The organism is Roseburia sp. 1XD42-69, from assembly GCF_003612565.1.
Taxonomy (GTDB): Bacteria; Bacillota; Clostridia; order Lachnospirales; family Lachnospiraceae; genus Roseburia_B.
Window position 1 is genome coordinate 53432 of record NZ_RAZG01000012.1, and the last position, 20479, is coordinate 73910.

At 45.2% G+C, this 20479-nt stretch carries 16 protein-coding genes; 4 read left to right on the forward strand and 12 right to left on the reverse strand.

What is annotated here, in order from left to right; all coding sequences use genetic code 11:
• Positions 1-63: 63 nt before the first annotated feature.
• The 6 genes from D7Y06_RS08280 to D7Y06_RS08305 all read right to left on the reverse strand — a co-directional run bounded on the left by D7Y06_RS08280 (position 64) and on the right by D7Y06_RS08305 (position 8151).
• Positions 64-1146, reverse strand: coding sequence for a peptidyl-prolyl cis-trans isomerase (locus D7Y06_RS08280; protein WP_120407334.1), 1083 nt, complete (start codon positions 1144-1146; stop codon positions 64-66).
• Positions 1147-1228: 82 nt separating this feature from the next.
• Positions 1229-4771, reverse strand: coding sequence for a transcription-repair coupling factor (gene mfd, locus D7Y06_RS08285; RefSeq protein ID WP_120407335.1), 3543 nt, complete (start codon positions 4769-4771; stop codon positions 1229-1231).
• A 1-nt stretch (position 4772) separates the two neighbouring features.
• Entirely contained in the window at positions 4773-5348 is a 576-nt protein-coding gene (gene pth, locus D7Y06_RS08290; RefSeq protein WP_120407336.1) for an aminoacyl-tRNA hydrolase, read from the reverse strand.
• Between the two features lie 105 nt (positions 5349-5453).
• A complete protein-coding gene (gene spoVG / locus D7Y06_RS08295; protein WP_120407337.1) occupies positions 5454-5723 on the reverse strand; it encodes a septation regulator SpoVG in 270 nt (89 codons plus the stop codon).
• 38 nt (positions 5724-5761) lie between these two features.
• Complete coding sequence (gene glgD / locus D7Y06_RS08300) at positions 5762-6880, reverse strand: glucose-1-phosphate adenylyltransferase subunit GlgD (RefSeq protein ID WP_120407338.1); 1119 nt, start codon at positions 6878-6880, stop codon at positions 5762-5764.
• Complete coding sequence (locus D7Y06_RS08305) at positions 6877-8151, reverse strand: glucose-1-phosphate adenylyltransferase (RefSeq protein WP_120407339.1); 1275 nt, start codon at positions 8149-8151, stop codon at positions 6877-6879. Before D7Y06_RS08305 ends, glgD begins: the two co-directional genes overlap by 4 nt.
• A gap of 299 nt (positions 8152-8450) precedes the next feature.
• Between D7Y06_RS08305 and murC the strand changes: the two genes are divergently transcribed.
• The 4 genes from murC (at position 8451) to D7Y06_RS08325 (ending at position 13432) form a co-directional block, all read left to right on the forward strand.
• Positions 8451-9833 (forward strand): UDP-N-acetylmuramate--L-alanine ligase, encoded by a 1383-nt coding sequence (murC, locus tag D7Y06_RS08310; RefSeq protein ID WP_120407340.1) that lies wholly within the window; start codon positions 8451-8453, stop codon positions 9831-9833.
• A 265-nt stretch (positions 9834-10098) separates the two neighbouring features.
• Positions 10099-11163, forward strand: coding sequence for a DnaD domain protein (locus tag D7Y06_RS08315; protein WP_120407341.1), 1065 nt, complete (start codon positions 10099-10101; stop codon positions 11161-11163).
• A gap of 15 nt (positions 11164-11178) precedes the next feature.
• Positions 11179-12165, forward strand: coding sequence for an ATP-binding protein (locus tag D7Y06_RS08320; protein ID WP_120407342.1), 987 nt, complete (start codon positions 11179-11181; stop codon positions 12163-12165).
• A gap of 82 nt (positions 12166-12247) precedes the next feature.
• The gene (locus D7Y06_RS08325) at positions 12248-13432 is read left to right on the forward strand and encodes a ribose-phosphate pyrophosphokinase (protein ID WP_120407343.1); all 1185 of its coding nucleotides are present in this window, start codon (positions 12248-12250) and stop codon (positions 13430-13432) included.
• Between the two features lie 112 nt (positions 13433-13544).
• Here D7Y06_RS08325 and D7Y06_RS08330 read toward each other — a convergent pair whose 3' ends face one another.
• The 6 genes from D7Y06_RS08330 to D7Y06_RS08355 form a co-directional block, all read right to left on the reverse strand.
• Complete coding sequence (locus D7Y06_RS08330; RefSeq protein WP_120407344.1) at positions 13545-13979, reverse strand: DUF6465 family protein; 435 nt, start codon at positions 13977-13979, stop codon at positions 13545-13547.
• Between the two features lie 27 nt (positions 13980-14006).
• On the reverse strand, positions 14007-14261 hold the full coding sequence (locus D7Y06_RS08335) for an HPr family phosphocarrier protein (RefSeq protein WP_120407345.1): 255 nt from the start codon (positions 14259-14261) through the stop codon (positions 14007-14009).
• Between the two features lie 131 nt (positions 14262-14392).
• The gene (locus tag D7Y06_RS08340; RefSeq protein WP_120407346.1) at positions 14393-16063 is read right to left on the reverse strand and encodes an alanine/glycine:cation symporter family protein; all 1671 of its coding nucleotides are present in this window, start codon (positions 16061-16063) and stop codon (positions 14393-14395) included.
• Between the two features lie 21 nt (positions 16064-16084).
• Complete coding sequence (locus D7Y06_RS08345; protein WP_120407347.1) at positions 16085-18616, reverse strand: hypothetical protein; 2532 nt, start codon at positions 18614-18616, stop codon at positions 16085-16087.
• 78 nt (positions 18617-18694) lie between these two features.
• Positions 18695-19087, reverse strand: a complete 393-nt coding sequence (locus tag D7Y06_RS08350; RefSeq protein ID WP_243119171.1) for a hypothetical protein — start codon at positions 19085-19087, stop codon at positions 18695-18697.
• A 146-nt stretch (positions 19088-19233) separates the two neighbouring features.
• Positions 19234-20469: an ABC transporter permease gene (locus D7Y06_RS08355; RefSeq protein WP_120407348.1), complete on the reverse strand. Its 1236-nt coding sequence runs from the start codon at positions 20467-20469 to the stop codon at positions 19234-19236.
• Positions 20470-20479 lie beyond the last annotated feature (10 nt).

The window sequence follows — 20479 nt, forward strand, 5'->3', positions numbered from 1 at the left end:
TGCTGCAATAAGAGGACTCTCATTGCAGCATACTGTTTACTTTTAAGTTGCTCCTGACACAAACTATTTTAATTCCACGCCCTCGGTGGCATCTAAGCCCTCCTCCTCAGCCGGTGCTTCGGTATCCTCCGGGTCTGCTTTTGCGGTAAATCTGTCTTTAAATGTTACTTTATCCCACTCTTTTCCGTTAATCTCCCATTTTGCCTCATCCCGCCAACCGGACAAGACATCCTCATAATAATCGCTCTTTTTCTGGGACAAAATCTCCTCTTTCTTCTCCTCTGAAGCTTCCTTGTCATGCTCGCTGTCCAAGCGCAGGACATAGTAGCCGTTTTCTGTCTCCACTACCCCGGAAATGTCCCCCTCCTTTAAGCCATCCGCAGCTTCCAGAACTTCCTTATTCAAAGAAGAATCCGTATCTTCCGCCGAACCGTAAGACTCTTTGCTCACAGTATACCCTGCATCGGTGACGGCCTTCTCAAAATCCTCAGCCTCTGCGATATCCACCGCTTTATCCCTTAACTGGGCCTTTTCTTCCTCTGTATATTCCACTAAATTGGATTCCTCATCATACTTTCCTGTGGTACTAATTACCACATAGCTGAAACTCCTCTGGGCCGCTTCCTCATCTGTCACTTCCACATCTGCGCTATCCTCAATACTTTTTCTCATTTTACTCTGGATGGTGTAGAGCCTTAAAACTTCAAGGATATCCTCTTTGTTCTCCCCGCCAACCTGCTTGATGGCTTCCTTTGAGTTGTCAGCAAGAAAGGTATCTGCCGCCTTCTCTATAGCCGCCTCTTCCTCCTTGGAAAGTTCCACATGATACTCCGCCATATGGGCCTTTAAGAGATACATATTTTCCAGGCTGTCCGCCACATCTCTCTTTACGTCCTGGGCTAAAGTACTGCCGTTTCCATAAAGGTCTTTCTCCCACATATCCTCCCCAAAATAAGCAGTATAAAATGAATCGTAATTTGCCTGCTGGTACTTTGCAGTGAAATTTGCAACTCCCATGGTGATGGTGGTATCGTCTAATGTGGCAAACACCGCATCCGAATCAATGGTACTTCCGCATCCGCTTAAGGTTATTCCCGTTATGGCTAAAGCTGCAAACAACTTTGCCGCCCTCTCTTTATTCTTCATAGGTTCCTCCTAATACTTCTCTAAAACAATTTTGCCGCCATTTACCTATTATAGTGCTTTTTTTTGTATGCCGCAAGACTTTTCACAAATTCTTCTTTTCCCCGGACCTTCCAGTAAGCATCTTGCAGTCATAAAGAACCTGCTCCACAACTTCCACAGGGCTCTCCTTCTGTCTGGAATTTAATTTTAAAGTATAAATAAAAAGGGGCAGTTTCTTATCCGCAATAAATTTCATCTTCCCCTGGTACAAATCCACAAATTCCGGTATCTTTGCCGCATCCACCTTTGCCCTCTCAAAAAGGGTAAACCGAATCTCAGCCCCCTTTTGGGCCACCTCAGTGAAATAGGCTCTGTGGGCCTTTGCCTTGTATTCCGCAATCATCAAAAGGTTCTCCACAGGTTTTGGCAAATCCCCAAACCTATCGATTAACTCCTCCAACATTTCTTCTTTCTCTTCCTCATTTTCAATACCTGCAATCCGTTTGTACACATCCAGCTTCTGGGTCTCATCCCGGATATAGGAAGGGGGAATGAAAGCGTCGATATCCAAGTCAATGGAAGTCTCAAAACTCTCTTCCACTTTTGTTCCCCTTGCCTGTTTTACCGCCTCGTTTAACATTTTACAGTACAGGTCATAGCCCACAGCCTCCATATGACCATGCTGGCTTACCCCCAAAAGATTTCCGGCTCCCCGGATTTCCAAATCCCGCATAGCGATTTTAAACCCGCTGCCAAGCTCCGTGTATTCCTTAATTGCCGCCAGGCGCTTTTCCGCCACTTCCTTTAACATTTTGTCCCTTTTATACATTAAAAATGCATAGGCGGTGCGGCTGCTTCTCCCCACCCGCCCCCGGAGCTGATAGAGCTGGGAAAGCCCCATATTGTCTGCATCGGCAATGATTATCGTATTTACATTTGAAATGTCTAATCCTGTTTCAATTATTGTAGTACTTATGAGAACATCAATATCTCCATTGATAAATTGATACATGATATTCTCCAGTTCTTTCTCCTTCATCTGGCCGTGGGCAAACTGCACCGCAGCCTCCGGCACCAAAGAGGCAACCTTTGCCGCCACATCCTCAATCTGGTTGATGCGGTTAAAGACATAATAAACCTGTCCTCCCCTGGCAAGTTCCCTGGCAATGGCCTCCCGCACCATCTCTTCATTGTACTCCATGACATAGGTCTGGATGGGAAGACGGTCCATGGGAGGCTCTTCTAACACGCTCATATCTCGGATTCCAATAAGGCTCATATGAAGAGTTCTGGGAATGGGGGTTGCCGTTAAGGTAAGGACATCCACATTTTCCTTCATCTTTTTTATTTTTTCTTTATGGGCAACTCCAAATCTCTGCTCCTCATCAATAATCAAAAGCCCTAAATCTTTAAAAATCACGTCTTTTGAGAGAACCCTGTGGGTGCCGATCACGATATCCACCATTCCCCGTTTTAACTCTGTAATGGTTTTTTTCTGCTCTCCCGGAGTGTTAAAACGGCACAAAAGATTTACCTCCACGGGAAAATCCTTCATCCTCTGGGCAAAGGTATTATAGTGCTGCTGGGCTAGAATAGTGGTGGGCACAAGGTAGACCACCTGCTTCCCCTCCTGCACCGCCTTAAAGGCCGCCCGGATGGCAATCTCTGTCTTTCCATAGCCCACATCCCCGCAGATAAGCCGGTCCATAATTTTTTTGCTCTCCATATCCCGCTTTGTGGCCTCAATGGCAGCTTCCTGGTCCACCGTCTCCTCAAAGGGAAACATCTCCTCAAACTCCCGCTGCCACACCGTATCCGGCCCGTAGACATAGCCGTTATTCTCCTGCCTTTTGGCATAGAGTTCCACCAGGTCTTTGGCAATCTCTTCCACTGCACCTTTGACCCTTGTCTTAGTCTTATGCCACTCCTGGCCCCCTAGGCGGTTTAACTTTGGCTTTTTGGCATCCCCTCCCGCATACTTTTGAATCATATCCAGCTGAGTGGCCAAAATATAGAGGTTTCCCCCTTTATCATATTCAATTTTAATATAATCCTTTACGGTTTTCTCCACTTCCATCTTCTCGATTCCCCGGTAAATCCCCAGGCCGTGGTTCTCATGCACCACATAATCCCCCACGGAGAGTTCCGTAAAACTGGCAATCTTTTCCCCTTCATAGAGACGCCTTTTTTTCTTTTTCTTTTTTTCCGCCCCGAAAATATCACTCTCGGAAATCACCGCAAAATTCAGGAGGGGATATTCATATCCTCTTTTCACTTTTCCGTACAAAGTCATAATTTCCCCGGGTTTCACAATATGGTCATAATCCTGGGAGTAAAAACAGTTGAGCTCTTCCCCCATCAGGTCCTGTGCAAGGCGCTTTGCCCTGGTTTTGGAGCCGGAGAGAAGAATCACCCCATATCCCTTTTTCTTGTACTGCTTTAAGTCCTTTACCAAAAGTTCAAAACTGTTATTGTAGGCGTTAATCGTCCTTGCCTGGAGGAAAAAGCGGCTGCGGACTGTCACTTCCTTTATTTTCTGTTCCAGGGCTAATAGGGCCACACTTCTTCTCTGTTCCAACTGCCCTGCAATTTCCAGACAGGTATAGAGCGCCTCCATCTGGCCGGGAAGAATATATCCCTTTTCCAGCCGGTGCTTCATGCTCTCGGAAAACTCCTGCTCTGTCATGAAGCCCCGCTCAAAGCAACGGGGGGCTTCATCTAAAAATACCAGGGTATCTTCCCTTTTCAGATAATCCAAAAGTGATACACATTCCTGGGAAAAATAAGAAAGGTATGCGTCAAGCCCTGCTGCCCCGTCCTGGAGTGCATTCTCTGCAAGTTCCTCCACAGCGGTTTTCACACGATAAGCCTCCTCCGTCTTCATCTCTCTGCGGTAACTCTCGTAGAGTTTCTCTCCGTCCTTTTTCAGACGCTCTACCCCCTCCTCCTTCTCTTTTTTTGTGAGAACCAGTTCCGCCGCAGGATAAAGTTCAATGCTTTCCATATTCTCTATGGATCGCTGGCTCTCCACGTCAAAGGTCCGCAGGGAATCAATCTCATCATCCCACAGTTCCATACGGTAAGGATTTTCTTCCGTCAGGGGAAAAATGTCAATAATCCCTCCCCGGATGGCAAACTGTCCGGCGCTTTCCACCTGGAAGGCAGACTCGTAGCCCATTTCCACAAGCCGCTGGCGGAAAGAAGATAAATCCACCACGTCCCCCACATGGAAAGTCTTTACCGCCTGGATAAACTGGTTTGGGTCCGGCATTTTATTCATCAGGGCATCATAAGTGGTGATAAGAGTAACCCTGCCCCCCTCTGCAATGCGCTTTAAAGCCAGAATCCTCTCCCTGGTGAGCACATTCCCTCTTAAATCCGACTGATAAAACAGGATGTCCTTTGCCGGGTAATATACGGCCTGCCGGTCAAAAAACAGGTATTCCTCATAGATTTCCCTGGCGCGCTGTTCATTAAAAGTAACTATAATTTTATAGGGAAACTCTCTGCCAATGCCATATATCAGATGAGGTTTTTGAGAGTCAATACACCCGGATATCATCTGCAGTCCCGTCTCTTTTCTTAAACATATATTTAATTTTTCAATTTCATTTAACCTGTCAAGAGGTTCCAAAAAAGCTCTCATATTATTCCCGTTTCCCCGCATTAAAGGTATTCATTGCTTTGCTGATTTCGCCTTTTACCATATACTCTGCTGCCTGGCAGGCATCCTCGATAGCGTCCTCAACATACGCCCGCTCTTCTTTGGAAAAGCGTCCCAGCACATAGTCCGCCAAGTCCCATCCTTCCGGCTTTTCTCCCACCCCTACTTTGATTCGTGGGAAATCACTGCTGCCGCAGCACTGTATAATGCTTTTGATGCCATTATGCCCTCCGGCGCTGCCCTTTCCCCGGATTCTTATATTCCCGGGAGGCAGATTGATATCGTCAAAAATTACAATTAAATTTTCCCGGGGTTCTAATTTGTAAAATCTTAAAATTTCCCCGATGCTCTCGCCGCTTAAATTCATAAAGGTCTGGGGCTTTACCAAAAGCACCTGCTCCCCTGCAATAACGCCTTTGCCGCAAAGGGCCTTGTGTTTCTTATCTTTTATCCTTATATTATATTTTTCCCCCAGGGCATCCATGACATCAAAGCCTACATTATGCCTAGTTTTCTCATACTGTTTTGTAGGATTTCCCAACCCTGCAATTACATACATCTTTTTACCTCCAGGTTTTTCACACAAAGAAATAGTTAGCACGTTTTATGTGCTAACTATTTTAACGTAATTTTCAGATTTTGTCTATCACAGACAACGGATTTGTTATTCTTCCATGGTAAGAATCTCGGCCTGATACTTCTCCAAAATCAAACTTTGAATTTTGTCCCTGGTGTTAGAATTGATAGGATGTGCAATGTCCCTGTACTCCCCATCAGCAGCTTTGCGGCTGGGCATAGCAATAAACAACCCTTTTTCCCCTTCAATTACTTTGATATCATGTACCACAAATTCCTCATCAATGGTGATAGACACTACCGCTTTCATTTTACCTTCTTTTTCTACTTTGCGAATCCTAACGTCTGTAATCTGCATATACGCTGTCCCCCCTTTGTCCTCTTGTAGCTTATTTCTTACATTACATACCTTGCATTGTCTTCCCGAACAACTTTAATGCCTTTATCCCCGCAATAGTAAGTATTTGCCCTTAAAGTGTTGCGGCTCTCCACAATACAATTCTCAATATGGGTGTTATCCCCAATATACACATCATTCAGTATAATAGAATTTTTAATGACACAATTCTTTCCCACAAATGCCTTTTTAAACAAAATAGAATTCTCCACTTTGCTGTTTACAATACATCCGCTGGCTACCAGGCTGTTTCTTACATCGGAGCCTGCATTGTATTTTGCCGGGGGCAGATCATCCACTTTTGTGCAAATCTTCGGCTCATCCCGGAAGAAATATTTCCGCACTTCCGGTTTTAAGAAATCCATATTTGTCTGATAATAGGATTCCACCGTAGAGATATTGCTCCAGTAAGTATCCATCTTGTAAGCGTAAATTCTCTTCAGGTTCTTGTAGCGGATCAATACATCTGTCACAAAATCATGACGCTCCTCCTCCGCACATCTCTCTAACATCTCAATGAGCTGACGCCTGCGGATAATATAGATGCCTGTGGAAATTGTGTTGGAGGAAGCCACTAAAGGTTTCTCCTCAAACTCTACGATTCTGGCATCCTCATTCATTTTTACCACACCGTAGCGGCTCACATCCACATTTGCCGGCATATCTTTGCAGATTACGGTAATATCCGCTTTTTTCTCAATATGGTAATCAAGAATTGCGTTGTAATCCACCTTATAGACACAGTCCCCGTTGCTGATGATAACATAGGGCTCATGGCGTCTCTTTAAGAAGTCCAGGTTCTGGTACATGGCATCTGCCGTACCCCGAAACCAATCGCTGCTCTCTGAGGTAAGCATTGGGGTAAAAATGTAAAGCCCCCCCTGTTTTCTTCCGAAATCCCACCATTTGGAGGAACTTAAATGCTCATTTAAACTTCTTGCATTAAACTGGGTCAATACAGCCACTGTCTGGATGTGGGAATTGCTCATATTGCTCAGTGCAAAATCAATGCACCTGTAATTGCCTCCCACGGGCATAGCGGCCGACGCCCTGCGGGCTGTGAGCTCATGCATCCCTTTATTGTTACCACCTGCGAGAATAATTCCTAATGCCTTCATTTACTGTCACCTGCCTTAATAATGTATTCTCCTCCGGCAAGAACACCGTCTGGATAGTCTGATTTGTCTGTCACGCCGGAAATCGCTGTATTTTTGCCAATCTTTACATTTGATGGAATGCAGGAATTTTCCCCGATAGTTGCCAGCCCAAATGCATATATTTTGTCGTTTAACTTGCTCTGTGCTTCGTCGCCGATTCCGATTTCCACATTGTCCCCGATGCTGCAGTCCTCCGCAATAATCGCTTTATAAATGCCGCAGTTCTCTCCAATTTTGGTATCCTGCATAATAATGGAATCCCGGATTACGGTTCCTTTACCCACAACAACACCTGCGCCTAAAACAGAATTGCGGACCTCCCCGTAAATTTCTGTCCCCTCCCCGATAATGCTCTTTTCCACAATGGCATCAGCGGAGAGATACTGGGGCTCCACATTGTCGCTTTTGGTATAGACTTTCCAGTATTCTTCGTAGAGGTTGAACTCGGGAATCAAATCCACCAGTTCCATGTTTGCCTCCCAGTAGGAGCCAAGGGTTCCCACGTCCTTCCAGTAACTGTTGTACTCATAGGCAAAGAGCCTCTGCTGTTTCTCATGGCAGTAGGGAATAATATGTTTGCCGAAATCGCAGTTCCCCTGGTCTTTCATGGCGATTAAGGCTTCCCTTAACACTTTCCAGGTAAAAATGTAAATACCCATGGATGCAAGATTGCTCCGGGGATGTTCCGGCTTCTCCTCAAACTCTGTAATCTGTTTTTCCTCATCTGTTATCACAATACCAAAACGGCTCGCCTCCTCAATGGGCACCGGCATAGCTGCTATGGTGACATCCGCATTGTGCTCTTTATGGAAGTCTAACATCACCTCATAATCCATTTTATAGATATGGTCGCCGGAGAGAATCAGAACATACTCCGGATTATAACTTTCCATATAACTTAAATTCTGGTAAATTGCATTTGCTGTTCCTGTATACCATTCGCTGTTATCGCTTTTCTCGTAGGGCGGTAAAACCGTCACGCCGCCGTTATTTCTGTCTAAATCCCAGGGAATACCAATTCCGATATGGGAATTCAGCCTTAAGGGCTGATACTGGGTCAAAACACCCACTGTGTCAATTCCGGAATTGATACAGTTGCTCAGGGGAAAATCAATAATGCGGTACTTACCGCCAAATGCCACTGCCGGCTTGGCTACCTTCGCCGTCAGAACACCCAGCCGGCTTCCCTGGCCGCCTGCCAAAAGCATGGCAATCATTTCTTTTCTAATCATGTCGCTCACCTCTCGCCAAATCTGTATTTTAGATATAGAAATTATAGCATAACCTGTTCTTTTAGTACAACACTTTTAACAAATTAATTACTGGTTTTACCTAATTTTTGTTAATTTTCACATGTTTTGTCTCTTCAATTTCAGCAAAGATGACAATATGGCTCCACTATAAGCCATAGAATGCCCGGAGCACCCCGGTTTCTGAAAAAATTGGCAATAGTAATTTGCAAAAGTAAAATTCTTGGTTATAATACTATATAGCAATACTGTTATTATTATTTTAGAATGGACGGATAACTATGTATCAAATTAATTTTAATCAACCTATTCATCTTCACTTTATCGGTATCGGCGGTATCAGCATGAGCGGCCTGGCCCGCATCCTATTAAAAGAAGGATTTAAAATTTCAGGCTCCGATGCCAGGGAATCGGAGATTACCCTCGGCCTTGCAAAGGAGGGCGTGCACATTTCCTACCCCCAGTCACCGGAGAACATCACAGAGGATTTGGACGCGGTAGTCTACACCGCCGCCATCCATGAAGACAACCCTGAGTTTGCCGCAGCCAGGGCGAAAGGCCTTCCCATGTTAAGCCGCGCCCAGCTTTTGGGGCAAATTATGTCCCACTATAAAAATTCCATTGCCATTGCAGGCACTCACGGGAAAACTACCACCACCTCCATGCTCAGCCAGATTCTTTTGTCTGCCGGCACCGACCCCACCATTTCCGTGGGGGGAATGTTAAAATCCATCCAGGGCAATATCCGGGTGGGCAATTCTGACATATTTCTCACAGAGGCATGCGAATACACCAACAGTTTTTTAAATTTTTATCCCAAGTACTGCCTCATATTAAACATTGAGGCGGAACATCTTGATTTCTTTCAGGATTTGGCGGACATCCGCCGCTCCTTCCGTAAGTTTGCAGCAAATACCGGGGAGGATGGCACGATTTTTATCAACGGAGAAATCGAAAACTACCGGGAAATCATCTCAGGGCTTCCCGCAGAAACCGTCACCTACGGCATGTCCCCTTCTTTTGACTACTATCCCAGGGATATCCGCTTTGATGACCTAGGGTGTGCCTCCTACACTTTAATGAACAAAGAACAGGCCCTTGCTGATATACACCTTAACGTGCCGGGACTCCACAATGTATCAAACTCTGTGGCTGCGGCATGCCTTTCCCTGGCCCTTGGAATTTCCCCAAAGGATACGGCCCTTGGGCTCTCCGCTTTTTCGGGGACAGACAGAAGGTTCCAATACAAGGGAAAACTCCCCTGCGGCGCCGTTGTGATTGACGACTACGCCCATCACCCTACAGAAATCAAGGCCACGCTAAAGGCCGCTGCAAATTATCCCCATAAAAGGATTTTCTGCGTGTTCCAGCCCCATACTTATTCCAGGACGAAAGCCTTTTTAGAGGACTTTGCAGATGCCCTCTCCCTGGCGGATGTTGTTGTGCTGGCAGATATCTATGCCGCCCGGGAAACAGATACCCTGGGTGTCAGTTCTTTAGACATAGCCGCCCGGCTGAAAAATTTAGGCAGAGAAACCTATTATTTCCCCGATTTTTCTGAAATAGAAAAATTTTTGCAAAAAAATTGTTTAAACGGTGACCTGTTGATAACCATGGGTGCGGGAGACATTGTAAAAGTTGGAGAACACATACTTATACACTAAGTTATCCACATTATCCACATTTTAAATGTACTTTTATAAACATTTGAAATGTGGATTTTTTTATTCCCCTCCTGCCCTGCCCGCCAGGTTTTTTATCTCCTTGTCCAATTTTTATCCACTTATCCACATTTGCTCAAACCCTTGATTTTACTGGCATTTTGTAAAAAATCACCCCTTTTCAATTTGAAAAACGCATGTTATAATCTGGAACATAACGGATGCGGAAATGAAAATATGATGCATCCCTTGGGAAAGAGGTAATCCTATGTCAAACATTAAACTGAGCAGTAACGGACTCCCGTCCTTTACCTGCGTTCCAAACATCTTCATAGATAAATATATGACAAATGCCAACGGAGAATACATAAAAATATATCTCTATCTCCTCCGTTTTATGGAAAAGGAGGATCAGGCTTTCTCCATTCAGCATTTGGCTGATATATTTGAATATACGGAAAAGGATGTTTTAAGGGCCCTTTCCTACTGGGAAAAACAAAATCTCATCGGGCTGGAATTTGACAGCGCAGATAACCTGACAAATATCCTGCTTAAAAACCCCTGCCAGGCCGACTCCTGTGATCTGGGGAACCCGCAAAAGAATTTTAAAGGGGATTCTGTAAAAGAAGAAGCCGGCTCCGGGGAAACTTTAAATCAAAAGGACGCCTATACTTTAGAGCAGGTCGAACAGTTCCAGGATGACGAGGCAGTCCAGGAAATCCTTTTTATCACGGAAAATTATTTGGGGCGCACCTTAAACACCACGGACATCCGCACCATACTCTACTGGTATGACGGATTGAAATTTTCCACGGAGTTAATCGAATATCTCATTGAGACATGCATCAGCAACGGCCACACCAGCCTGCGCTACATGGAAAAAATCGCCCTCTCCTGGACAGAGAAGGGAATCACCACCGTATCAGAGGCCCGGGCAGCCCATGCCATGCATTCCCAGTGCGTGTATGGTGTCATGAACGCCTTTGGCATAAGCGGCCGCAACCTTATTGCAAACGAAACTGCCTTTGCAGAAAAATGGGCCAAAGAATACGCTTTTTCCATGGACATTATAAAAGAGGCATGCCGGCGCACAATTTCCGCCACAGGAAAGGCCAGTTTTGAATATGCGGATACAATTTTAACAAATTGGCATAAAAACCATGTACATAATCTTGAGGATGTTGTAAAATTAGATACAGCCCGCAAGGGAAAAACCTCTGGAAAAACCAGAGAAGCATCGGAAAACGCCCAGAGCAGTCGTTTCCACAACTTCCCCCAGCGGACGTACAACTATGACAAATTAGAGCAGCAGCTTTTAAATACTACAAGCTGAGCCAGGAGATAAGACATGCCTTTAAGCAATTCCCAATATGACGAGATTCTCCGTGAGTATCACGCCAAGCAGATAAGAAACCAGCGCCTTGCAGAAAGCCGCAAAAAAGAAGTTTACAAAAAAAATCCCCGGTTAAAGGAGATTGACGACGCTGTGTCTACCTGTTCCGTGATACAGGCCAGAAAGCTTTTAAACGGCCACCGGGAGGCTCTTAACTCCCTCCATGAAGAAATTAACGGCTACCGGGAAGAAAGGCTCTTAATCCTTAAGGAAATGGGTTATACGGAGGACTATTTCATTCCTGACTACGACTGCAGTGACTGCAAGGACAGCGGATTTGTAAAGGGGCAGCGCTGCCACTGCTTTAAGCAGCGGGCCATTGACCTTGTGTATACCCAGTCAAATATAAAAAGTATTTTAAAAGAGGAGAATTTTCAGACTTTCTCTTACAAATACTATTCCAAAATTGAGATAAACCCAGCCACAGGCCTTACCTCTTTAGAGACGATGAAAAAAGCGGTGGCGGAATGCCGCAGGTTTATTGAAGAATTTGACAATAAGTTCTTAAACCTATTTCTCTACGGGGATACCGGGGTGGGAAAGACATTTCTCTCAAACTGTGTGGCTAAAGAGCTGTTAGATACGGGACATTCCGTTATCTATTTTACAGCTTTCCAGTTATTTGATATATTTGAAAAGAATACATTCCGAAACGACAGAGACAGCGATATCATTGCGGCGCACCAGAATATTTTTGACTGCGACCTTTTGATCATAGATGACCTGGGCACGGAGATGCCCAACTCCTTTACAATTTCACAATTGTTTTTGTGTATAAACGAGCGCATTCTCCGGAAAAAGTCTACCATAATTTCCACAAACCTGCCCATAAAGCAGATGGCCCAGATATATTCCGAGAGAACATTCTCCCGTATCTCCAGCAATTACATTATGTTGAAACTATTCGGGGATGACATACGGATTCAGAAAAAAATCCGGTAATCCCTGCTAATAGATAAATAAATATATATTGTGGTTTTCTCTTTGAATGAAAGCCACCGCACTACATTATGGAGGATTTATCATGGCAAACGATGAAAGACTGTTAAATACCCTGCCCAGCGGCACATTGGGACTGATTCCCTTGGAGAGCTGCCAGGAAATGGGCCGAAAGGTGGACCAATTTTTGGTGGGCTGGCGGGAAAAAAGGGAACATGAACACGCTTCTGACTCTGCATTCATTGGCTATAAGCGTGATACTTACCTTATGGATGCATCCTGCCCCAGATTTGGAAGCGGGGAGGCCAAGGCAGTAATTAAAGAATCTGTCCGGGGTTATGATTTATATCTCATGGTGGATGTGACAAACCACCACTTAACCTACTCCCTCTGCGGAATGACAAACCATATGTCCCCGGATGACCACTTCTCTGATTTAAAGCGCATTATTGCAGCAGTGGGAGGAAAGGCCAGAAGAATAACAGTTATTATCCCGTTTTTATATGAGGGCAGACAACACAAGAGAACCGCAAGGGAATCTTTAGACTGCGCCCTGGCCCTGCAGGAACTGACAAACATGGGGGTGGACAATATTATCACTTTTGACGCCCACGACCCCAGGGTACAAAATGCCATTCCCCTGAAAGGATTTGACACGGTACAGCCTGCCTACCAGTTTGTAAAGGGCATTTTAAAAGAGGAGAAAGACCTGATTATTGACAACGACCACATGATGGTAATAAGCCCTGACGAGGGGGGAACGAACCGGGCCATCTATCTGTCCAACGTTCTTGGCCTTGACATGGGAATGTTTTACAAGAGAAGAGACTTCAGCATTATGATAGACGGCAGAAATCCCATTGTCGCCCATGAATTTTTAGGCTCCTCTGTGGAGGGAAAAGACGTGCTGATTATCGATGATATGATTTCCTCCGGGGACAGCATGATAGATGTAGCCACAGAGCTTAAAAAGCGGAAGGCCAACCGGGTATTTGTGATTTCCACATTTGGCCTTTTCACTGACGGACTGGAAAAATTCGACCAGGCTTATGAGGAGGGGATTATCTACCGGGTGGTTACCACCAACCTTACGTACCAATCGGAAGAACTTTTGAAAAAGCCCTATTACATCGATTGTGATATGAGTAAATATATCGCTTATATTATTGACACTTTAAACCACGATTTATCTATCAGCGATCTCTTAGACCCATATGAGAGAATCCACCGGCTGGTAGACGCATACAAGGAAGAGCAGAAAAAAAGATAAAAAAAGAGAGGTTTCAGTTTTTGAAACCTCTTTTTTTGCACTTTTAAACTCTGTACCCTCTTGGGGATTTTATTTTATACCCTACGGGTGGTACCATTACATGTAACAGGTATTAGAACAAATCGATCCGGCCATTTATTTTGTCGTTAATTACGTAGTATGCTGAATTTTCTTCCGGTTTAATATAGACCTGCATGGACTTGATAGAAGACTCACGATGTCCGTCTGCCACATAGATACTTTTTACTCTGTCTACCACTGCATTCAAATCTGCATTGTGCTCATAGAATTCTAAAATTACTTTAGGCTGAACTTTTTCTTTTACTGCTTTTACGGCTGTCTTCTTAACTTTAGCTGCTGCTTTTTTTCCTGCTTTTGCCGCTGCCCCTTTTACTTCTGCCGCTCCTTCTACGATTTCTTTAACAACTTCTTTCTTAGGTTCTTCTTTCACTTCTGGCTCTTTTGCTGCTGCAAATGCTTTCACTTCATTGGCCATCGCCTCCGCCGCTTTTGCAACAGATGATTTAACTTCTGGTTTCTTAGACATAATATTTACCTCCCTTTCACCCAGCTCTCACTCACATACTAAGAATTTTTCCATTGCTACTAATGCCTCTTGTTCATCGTTACCATCCGTAATAATATTCACGGTCATGCCCTTGGATGGATTGAAAGCCATGATTCCCATAATGCTCTTTGCATTAATCCTCCGGTTATCACTTTCCAAAGTGATATTACTGTCAAACTGACATGCAACCTGGACCAGTTCCGCAATCGGATTATCATGTTCCTTTGAAACGTTTGATACTACAACTTCCTTTTTGCTCATGATTTCTTTCCTCCTAAAGTACAGTCTTTAATATACCCCAAATTTAAAAATTTTACAATACGCTTTTCAGAAAATTAGTAATTTCCCACGAAGGATTTTCATTATCATCACAAAAATTATGCATATTTTAGCTATTTCATCCGCTCCTGGCGGATTACATCCTGAAATTCTTTTACATCTTTTGCAATTTCCCCGCTTAAGGCCAACAGGCAGATTAAGTTTGGCACCGCCATAAGGGCGTTAGCAATATCCGAAAAATTCCACACCACATCAAGGGCTGTTGTGGCTCCCACATAGGCAATGAGGGAAAAAATAATCCGGTAAACCATATTAAATTTATGGGTGCCTAAAAGATATTCAAAGGCTTTTTCCCCGTGGTACTCCCACCCTAAAATTGTGGAGAATGCAAACAGGGAAATCCCGATACAAATCAGCCATCCCCCTGCCCTTCCCAAAACGCTCTCAAAGGCCAGAATGGTAAGGGCCGCCCCTTTCACTAAAACCCTCATTTCATATGTACCGTCCTCCCGGAAAATGTAATGGTTTCCGGCTTCATCTGTAAAGGCACCTGTCAGTGCGCTTACGCTTCCGGAATAAGCTGCCCTGCGGTTTTCTCTTTCTTCCATGGGATATAAAATCAATTCATCCTCACCCTGAAAAAGAGATATGCTGCCCTCACCAAAACGGATTTCATAATTTCCCCCTGCGTCTTTCCCGGAAGAATCCTTTGCAACAACAGCCACCTGATTTTCCGAGAGGGCATACTGCCCCTTAACCTCCAAATCCGTGGTTCCCAACACCCCGGAGGCGGCGATACAGATTCCTGTAATGGTGCACACAACGATGGTGTCCCAGAATGTGCCTGTCATATTAATATATCCCTGGCGCACCGGGTTATCTGTGGTGGCTGCCGCTGCAGTTATGGCTGCGGAGCCCATTCCCGCCTCGTTGGAGAACACTCCTCTGGCCACCCCAAACCGCATACTGTTCATCAGGGCAGCCGTCACCGTACCGCAGAGCCCGCCTCCCGCCGCTTCCAGTGAAAATGCCATCTTAAAAATCATGGCCAGTCCCTCCGGCACATTTTGAATATTGCCCAAAATCACAAGGAGGCCGCAGAGCACATAAAAAATTGCCATAACCGGAACTACCACAGAGGATACTTTGGAGATACTTTTAATTCCCCCCACAATAATTGCCAGGGCAAGAAAGGTAAGGGTGATACCGCTTATCCATGTGGGAACGCGAAATGTGCTAAAGAGCGCATCGGAAATAGAATTTGCCTGGGTCAAATTTCCGATTCCAAAAGACGCCACCACGGCAAACAGGGCAAAGAGCCAGCCCAACATTTCCCCTGCCCTTTTATTTTTAAAGGCTTTTTTCATGGTGTACATGGGGCCTCCGGACATTTCCCCTTTTTCGTTTACCTCCCTGTACTTAATAGCCAGCATACACTCACTGAACTTTGAGGTCAAACCGAATGCCGCGGAAATCCACATCCACACCAATGCCCCCGGCCCTCCGGAAACCATAGCCGTGGCCACTCCCACAATATTGCCTGTCCCTATGGTGGCAGCCAGGGCTGTGGTGAGGGCGGAAAAAGGCGAGATATCCCCCGTTCCTTTTCCCGTTGTCCTTGCCTCTTTGCTCAAGGTAAGCCTTAGGGCATACCCCAGGTTCCTCCAGGAAGCAAATCCCAGCCGAAATGTAAGAAAGATTCCGGTTCCCACTAAAAGCACCAGCATCACCGGGCCCCATACAAAATCATCCACCCTGCTGATTATCTCTGCAAACTTTTCCATTTTCTCTCCTTTTCTCCCCCTCTATTTCAAATAGCCCAAGAAAACGTTTCCCGCATTTTCAAACATTTCTCCGGCATCCTCCATTCCCATCTTCTCCACAGTGGAATCCAGAGGGTTAAATAATGTAACATTCAGGGAATCGTATCCTACCACCAACACGGCATCCATGTCACTTTTCATGGCAAACACCGGATTCCCCAGGCTCACATAATAAAGCACTTCCTCCAGGCTGCACCCGGTAAGGTCCAGGGCGGTAACCCCTTCCATGGTTGTCTCCAAAATCTCCTTCGGCGTTTTTCCCTGGCCGATTAAAGCGGCCACTTCTATATTTACAGATTCCCTCTCCAGTATAGCGCTGACGCACTGGACAATGGAACTGCCACCTGCATCCTCTGTGCCCACGGAAACTTCCAGGGCTTCCTGCAGGGACTTTCTTGCCCTCTTCCAGATATACTGCTGCTTTTCTCCGATTACCACGCCCATTTTCTCATTGGCAGTGGATACTGCCATTTTTAAATTGTCAGTCACCGCCAAAATATCTCCCCTGGCGTATGCATAGTAATTGTCTTTCACATCCTCACTCTTAAGGGCAATCTCCCTGTTATTTTCAAATACCACTTCTTTTGGGGTAAGTATTTTAGGGGATGCTTCTTTTACCATGTCCACCATGGAAAGCTGAACTTGTGTCTGCTTCACCTCCGTCACTGTGGAGTGGACGTCAACAATCGTCGCACTGTCCCCCTCCCGGTTCATAATGGTGTCCTGGCTGGCTTCCACATAGGCCATGCCGTTAAACTGAATCCTGTTTAAATACATAATATAATCCCATATTTCAATATCAGAAACATAATAGCCCGGCTTCTCATATTCTTTTAACTGCTCCGCCGTGGAGGAATCCATAATGCACACCTTATACATGGGAAAAGTAACATTTCCCGTCAGGTCTTTCACCACGTCCTCTTTCCTTGCAATACCGTACACAAAATCCTCCTGCATAAATCCCAGGGTTTTTAAATAACCCTCTCCCCCCGGGGAAAGTTCCTTTTTGTCTCCTGTATCCAAATCCATAAGATGAATGCCCGTCCCCATTCCCTGGCCGTCTTTTTCCGTCCATGCAAAATATTTGTGGGACTCTGAAATAGCATAATCTCCCTGGGACAGCCCTGTGATAAACTCTTTTACTTCCATAGTGGAGAGGTCAATGCGGTACACGGTCCCCCCCAGCATAATAAAGAAAATTCCCTGGGCATTTTCATACATAAGCTGTCCCAAATCCGCCCGCATGACCTGGTAAGACGAAGACGAGGGGATAAACAATTCCTCCTCTGTGGTATTGGCAATGCTGTCATAATGGTACACGCAGATACCTACCTGCCCCTCATGGGAACCACAGTTCATATAGCCGTAGACCACAAAATTCACACTTCCCGTCTCGTCAATATTAATAATTTTAATGTCGTGTTCCCCGTAGTTTTCCCTTTTGTCAATGCCTTCATTTCCAATAAAGCTAAACACCTGGGAGAGCTGGTTGCTGCTCTCATTGTAACTCCAAAGTTCTCCCTCCTGGACAAAGCTTACAATATTTCCCTTTTCATTGCTGGCAAACTCCACCTCACTGTCCCTGATGCCCAGCTGGATATAATTATTGTAGAAAGACTCATTTTCCGCCCGGAAAATCTGATTCATGGTCCGCTCATAGTTCAAGAGATACATCCTGTCGTTTGTATAGCGGACTCTGTAATACTCTTCTACATTATAGTATTCCATCTCCCCATTTATTCCTATGGATGCCACCAGGTAATCAAGAACCACCACGGTATAGGAATCGTTTACCTCTTTTAAGGAGGGCACCGGGGTAGTTAAACGCTCCCCCTTAAAATCCGCCCAGGCCACCTGCTTTAAGCTGGAATGGATGTCCACTTTGTGCAAGTTGGAATTATCCCCGGAGGCATTAGGCTCTAAATATGTGGCAAGTTCCCTGGCTTCATCCACATCAAACGTCTTTTCATGAAAGGACATGGCAAAATCCACGCACTCTTTTGTATGGCAGACTGTCTCCTCCATAATCCTGGTATAATAGTAAATGGTATCCCCGCCGCTTTTTAATTTAATGATAAAAAGATACTCTTCGTTTTCTTCCAGGAGGTTTTGAATGGTAAGCTCAGCCTTAATTCTCCCCTTCTTCTCCTCATAGACCTCTACCTTAGAATCCGCAATGAGGCGGCTGGCATCCAGGCTCCTGATTTCATAGGAAATCTCATCTATTTTTGTATCATAGGTCTGCACCTGCAGGGGCAGAAGCCTGTCCGATGAGACGGTAGTTATTGCATCCCTCATATACACGGACTGCATTTCCTTTGTGTAGCCCCGCAGTTCATTCACTTCCTGGTTTTCGCCCTCCCCCTTCATAAAAAAGGAGACAACCGGGAGGGTGGCATCCGCCATCTCTGTGGTTAAGTCCTCGTTGGAATGATTGGTCAGTTCCCCAAAGACGATAACGCCTAACAGAAACACACCTGCCAAAACCAATAATTTAATCATTCCCTTTTTCATCTAAAAACCGCCTTTCGTATATCATCCGGCAGGAGGGAGTTTTACTCCCGCCAAAAAATACCGGATAAAAATTATTTATCACCACCATTTTCTGCAGCAGCGCCTGCGCCTGCCCCGCCTGCGGTACATTTCATCGTACAAAAGAACCTGTATCACATCAAGCAAATCTCTGTCCCTTCCTTTTCCCGACCGATCCGTCTGTGTAAGGACCATGGCATTGTCATAAATATCATTTGCCGTTTTAAAGAGAAGGACTCTGTCCGGATACTCGTCAAACATCATACTTCCCTCATATTCCATTTTGTCACATTCCTCCTCCACATATGCAAGCAGCTCTTTCATCCGTTTGGGATAAAGCTCCTTCATACGCTCCATGTCTTTCTCATACTCTTTTTCCGTCAGGTACACATTTGACATGGGATACGTAAGATAAAAAGGCATCTTGCCTCCAAATTCTTCTGATATCCGCAAAAAAGGCTCCTGATACATTTTTTTGTGCTCCAACTCTTTTCCCTTTAATATATGCGGATAAAAAAAATGTGACATACCAAAACACTGATATGTCACATTATAGTCCAGGCTGAATAGAAAAACAAGGAAACTTTTTCCTTCCCGGCCTAATTTCTCCTCAACGCCTCGATAGGGCTTAACTTAGCCGCCTTCTTGGCGGGATAAATCCCAAAGAACAACCCAATTGCCGAGGAAAACATGGTGGTTGCAAGCACGGTGATAATATCCACCGAAGGAGTAAATGCCATCTCCGGGCTCACCATGGAAATTATTTTGGCCGCCAGGCTTGCACCCCCGATTCCAAAAAGGATTCCAATAAGCCCTCCAATCATGGTGATAATGGCAGATTCCGACAAAAACTGCATCATAATTGACCCTGTCTTTGCCCCCAGCGCCTTTCGGATACCGATTTCCCTGGTGCGCTCTGTTACGGACACCAGCATGATATTCATAACACCAATCCCCCCTACGATTAAGGAGATGGCCGCAACCAGAGAAATTACCATAGTCACCGCATTGAGAACCGTGTTGATATTGCTCATAATATCGTTAAAACTCTCGTACTGGTAAATGTTTTCCCCAAAGCACTGGTGCCGCCGCTCCAAAAGGGACACTACCTGGGTAGTAATGGAGGCGGTATCCGCATCCTTTTCCGCCATCAGGTAAATCTGGTAATAATCATCCATCTCCCAGCCGTAAATCTGAGTCAAAACTGTCATGGGGAAATACAGGGAAACCGGCGTATTGTCATATCCGCCTCCAAACATGGAGTTTTCCGGCTCTTTCTCCACCCCTACAATGGTAAAAGAAACGGAATTTCCCCAATTCGGCGTCATATCGATTGTCATGCCGATAACATCTGTGGAGCCGAACAGACGAATGGCGTCCGCCTCCCCAATCAGGCACACCGGGGTTCCCGCCAGGTATTCTTTCTCGTTAAAATATCTTCCTTTTAACAAACCTGTGTTGGAAAAATACTGGTAGGAGGCCATCTGGCCGCTGCCGTTTACGGAAAACTCCCCTTTTCTTGTGACGGTGCTCCCCTCAAACCCCTGGTACACGTTTACTGCCATGATGCCGTCCACTTCCTCCACAATGGCGTCAATATCGTCATTGGTAATGTAGTAAGTGCCGGTGGAATCATAGGTATAAAGGACAATCTGCCCGGAAGCAATTCCCTCCAGCTCACCGGAAATCACCCCCTGGATCCCGTTTCCCAGGGACATAATTAAAATCACGGAGCCAATACCAATAATAATGCCCAGCATAGTGAGAAAAGACCTCACTTTATTGGCTTTTATGTTGGAAACCGCCATTTTCAAATATTCAAAAAACTGTGACATTCCTTGCCTC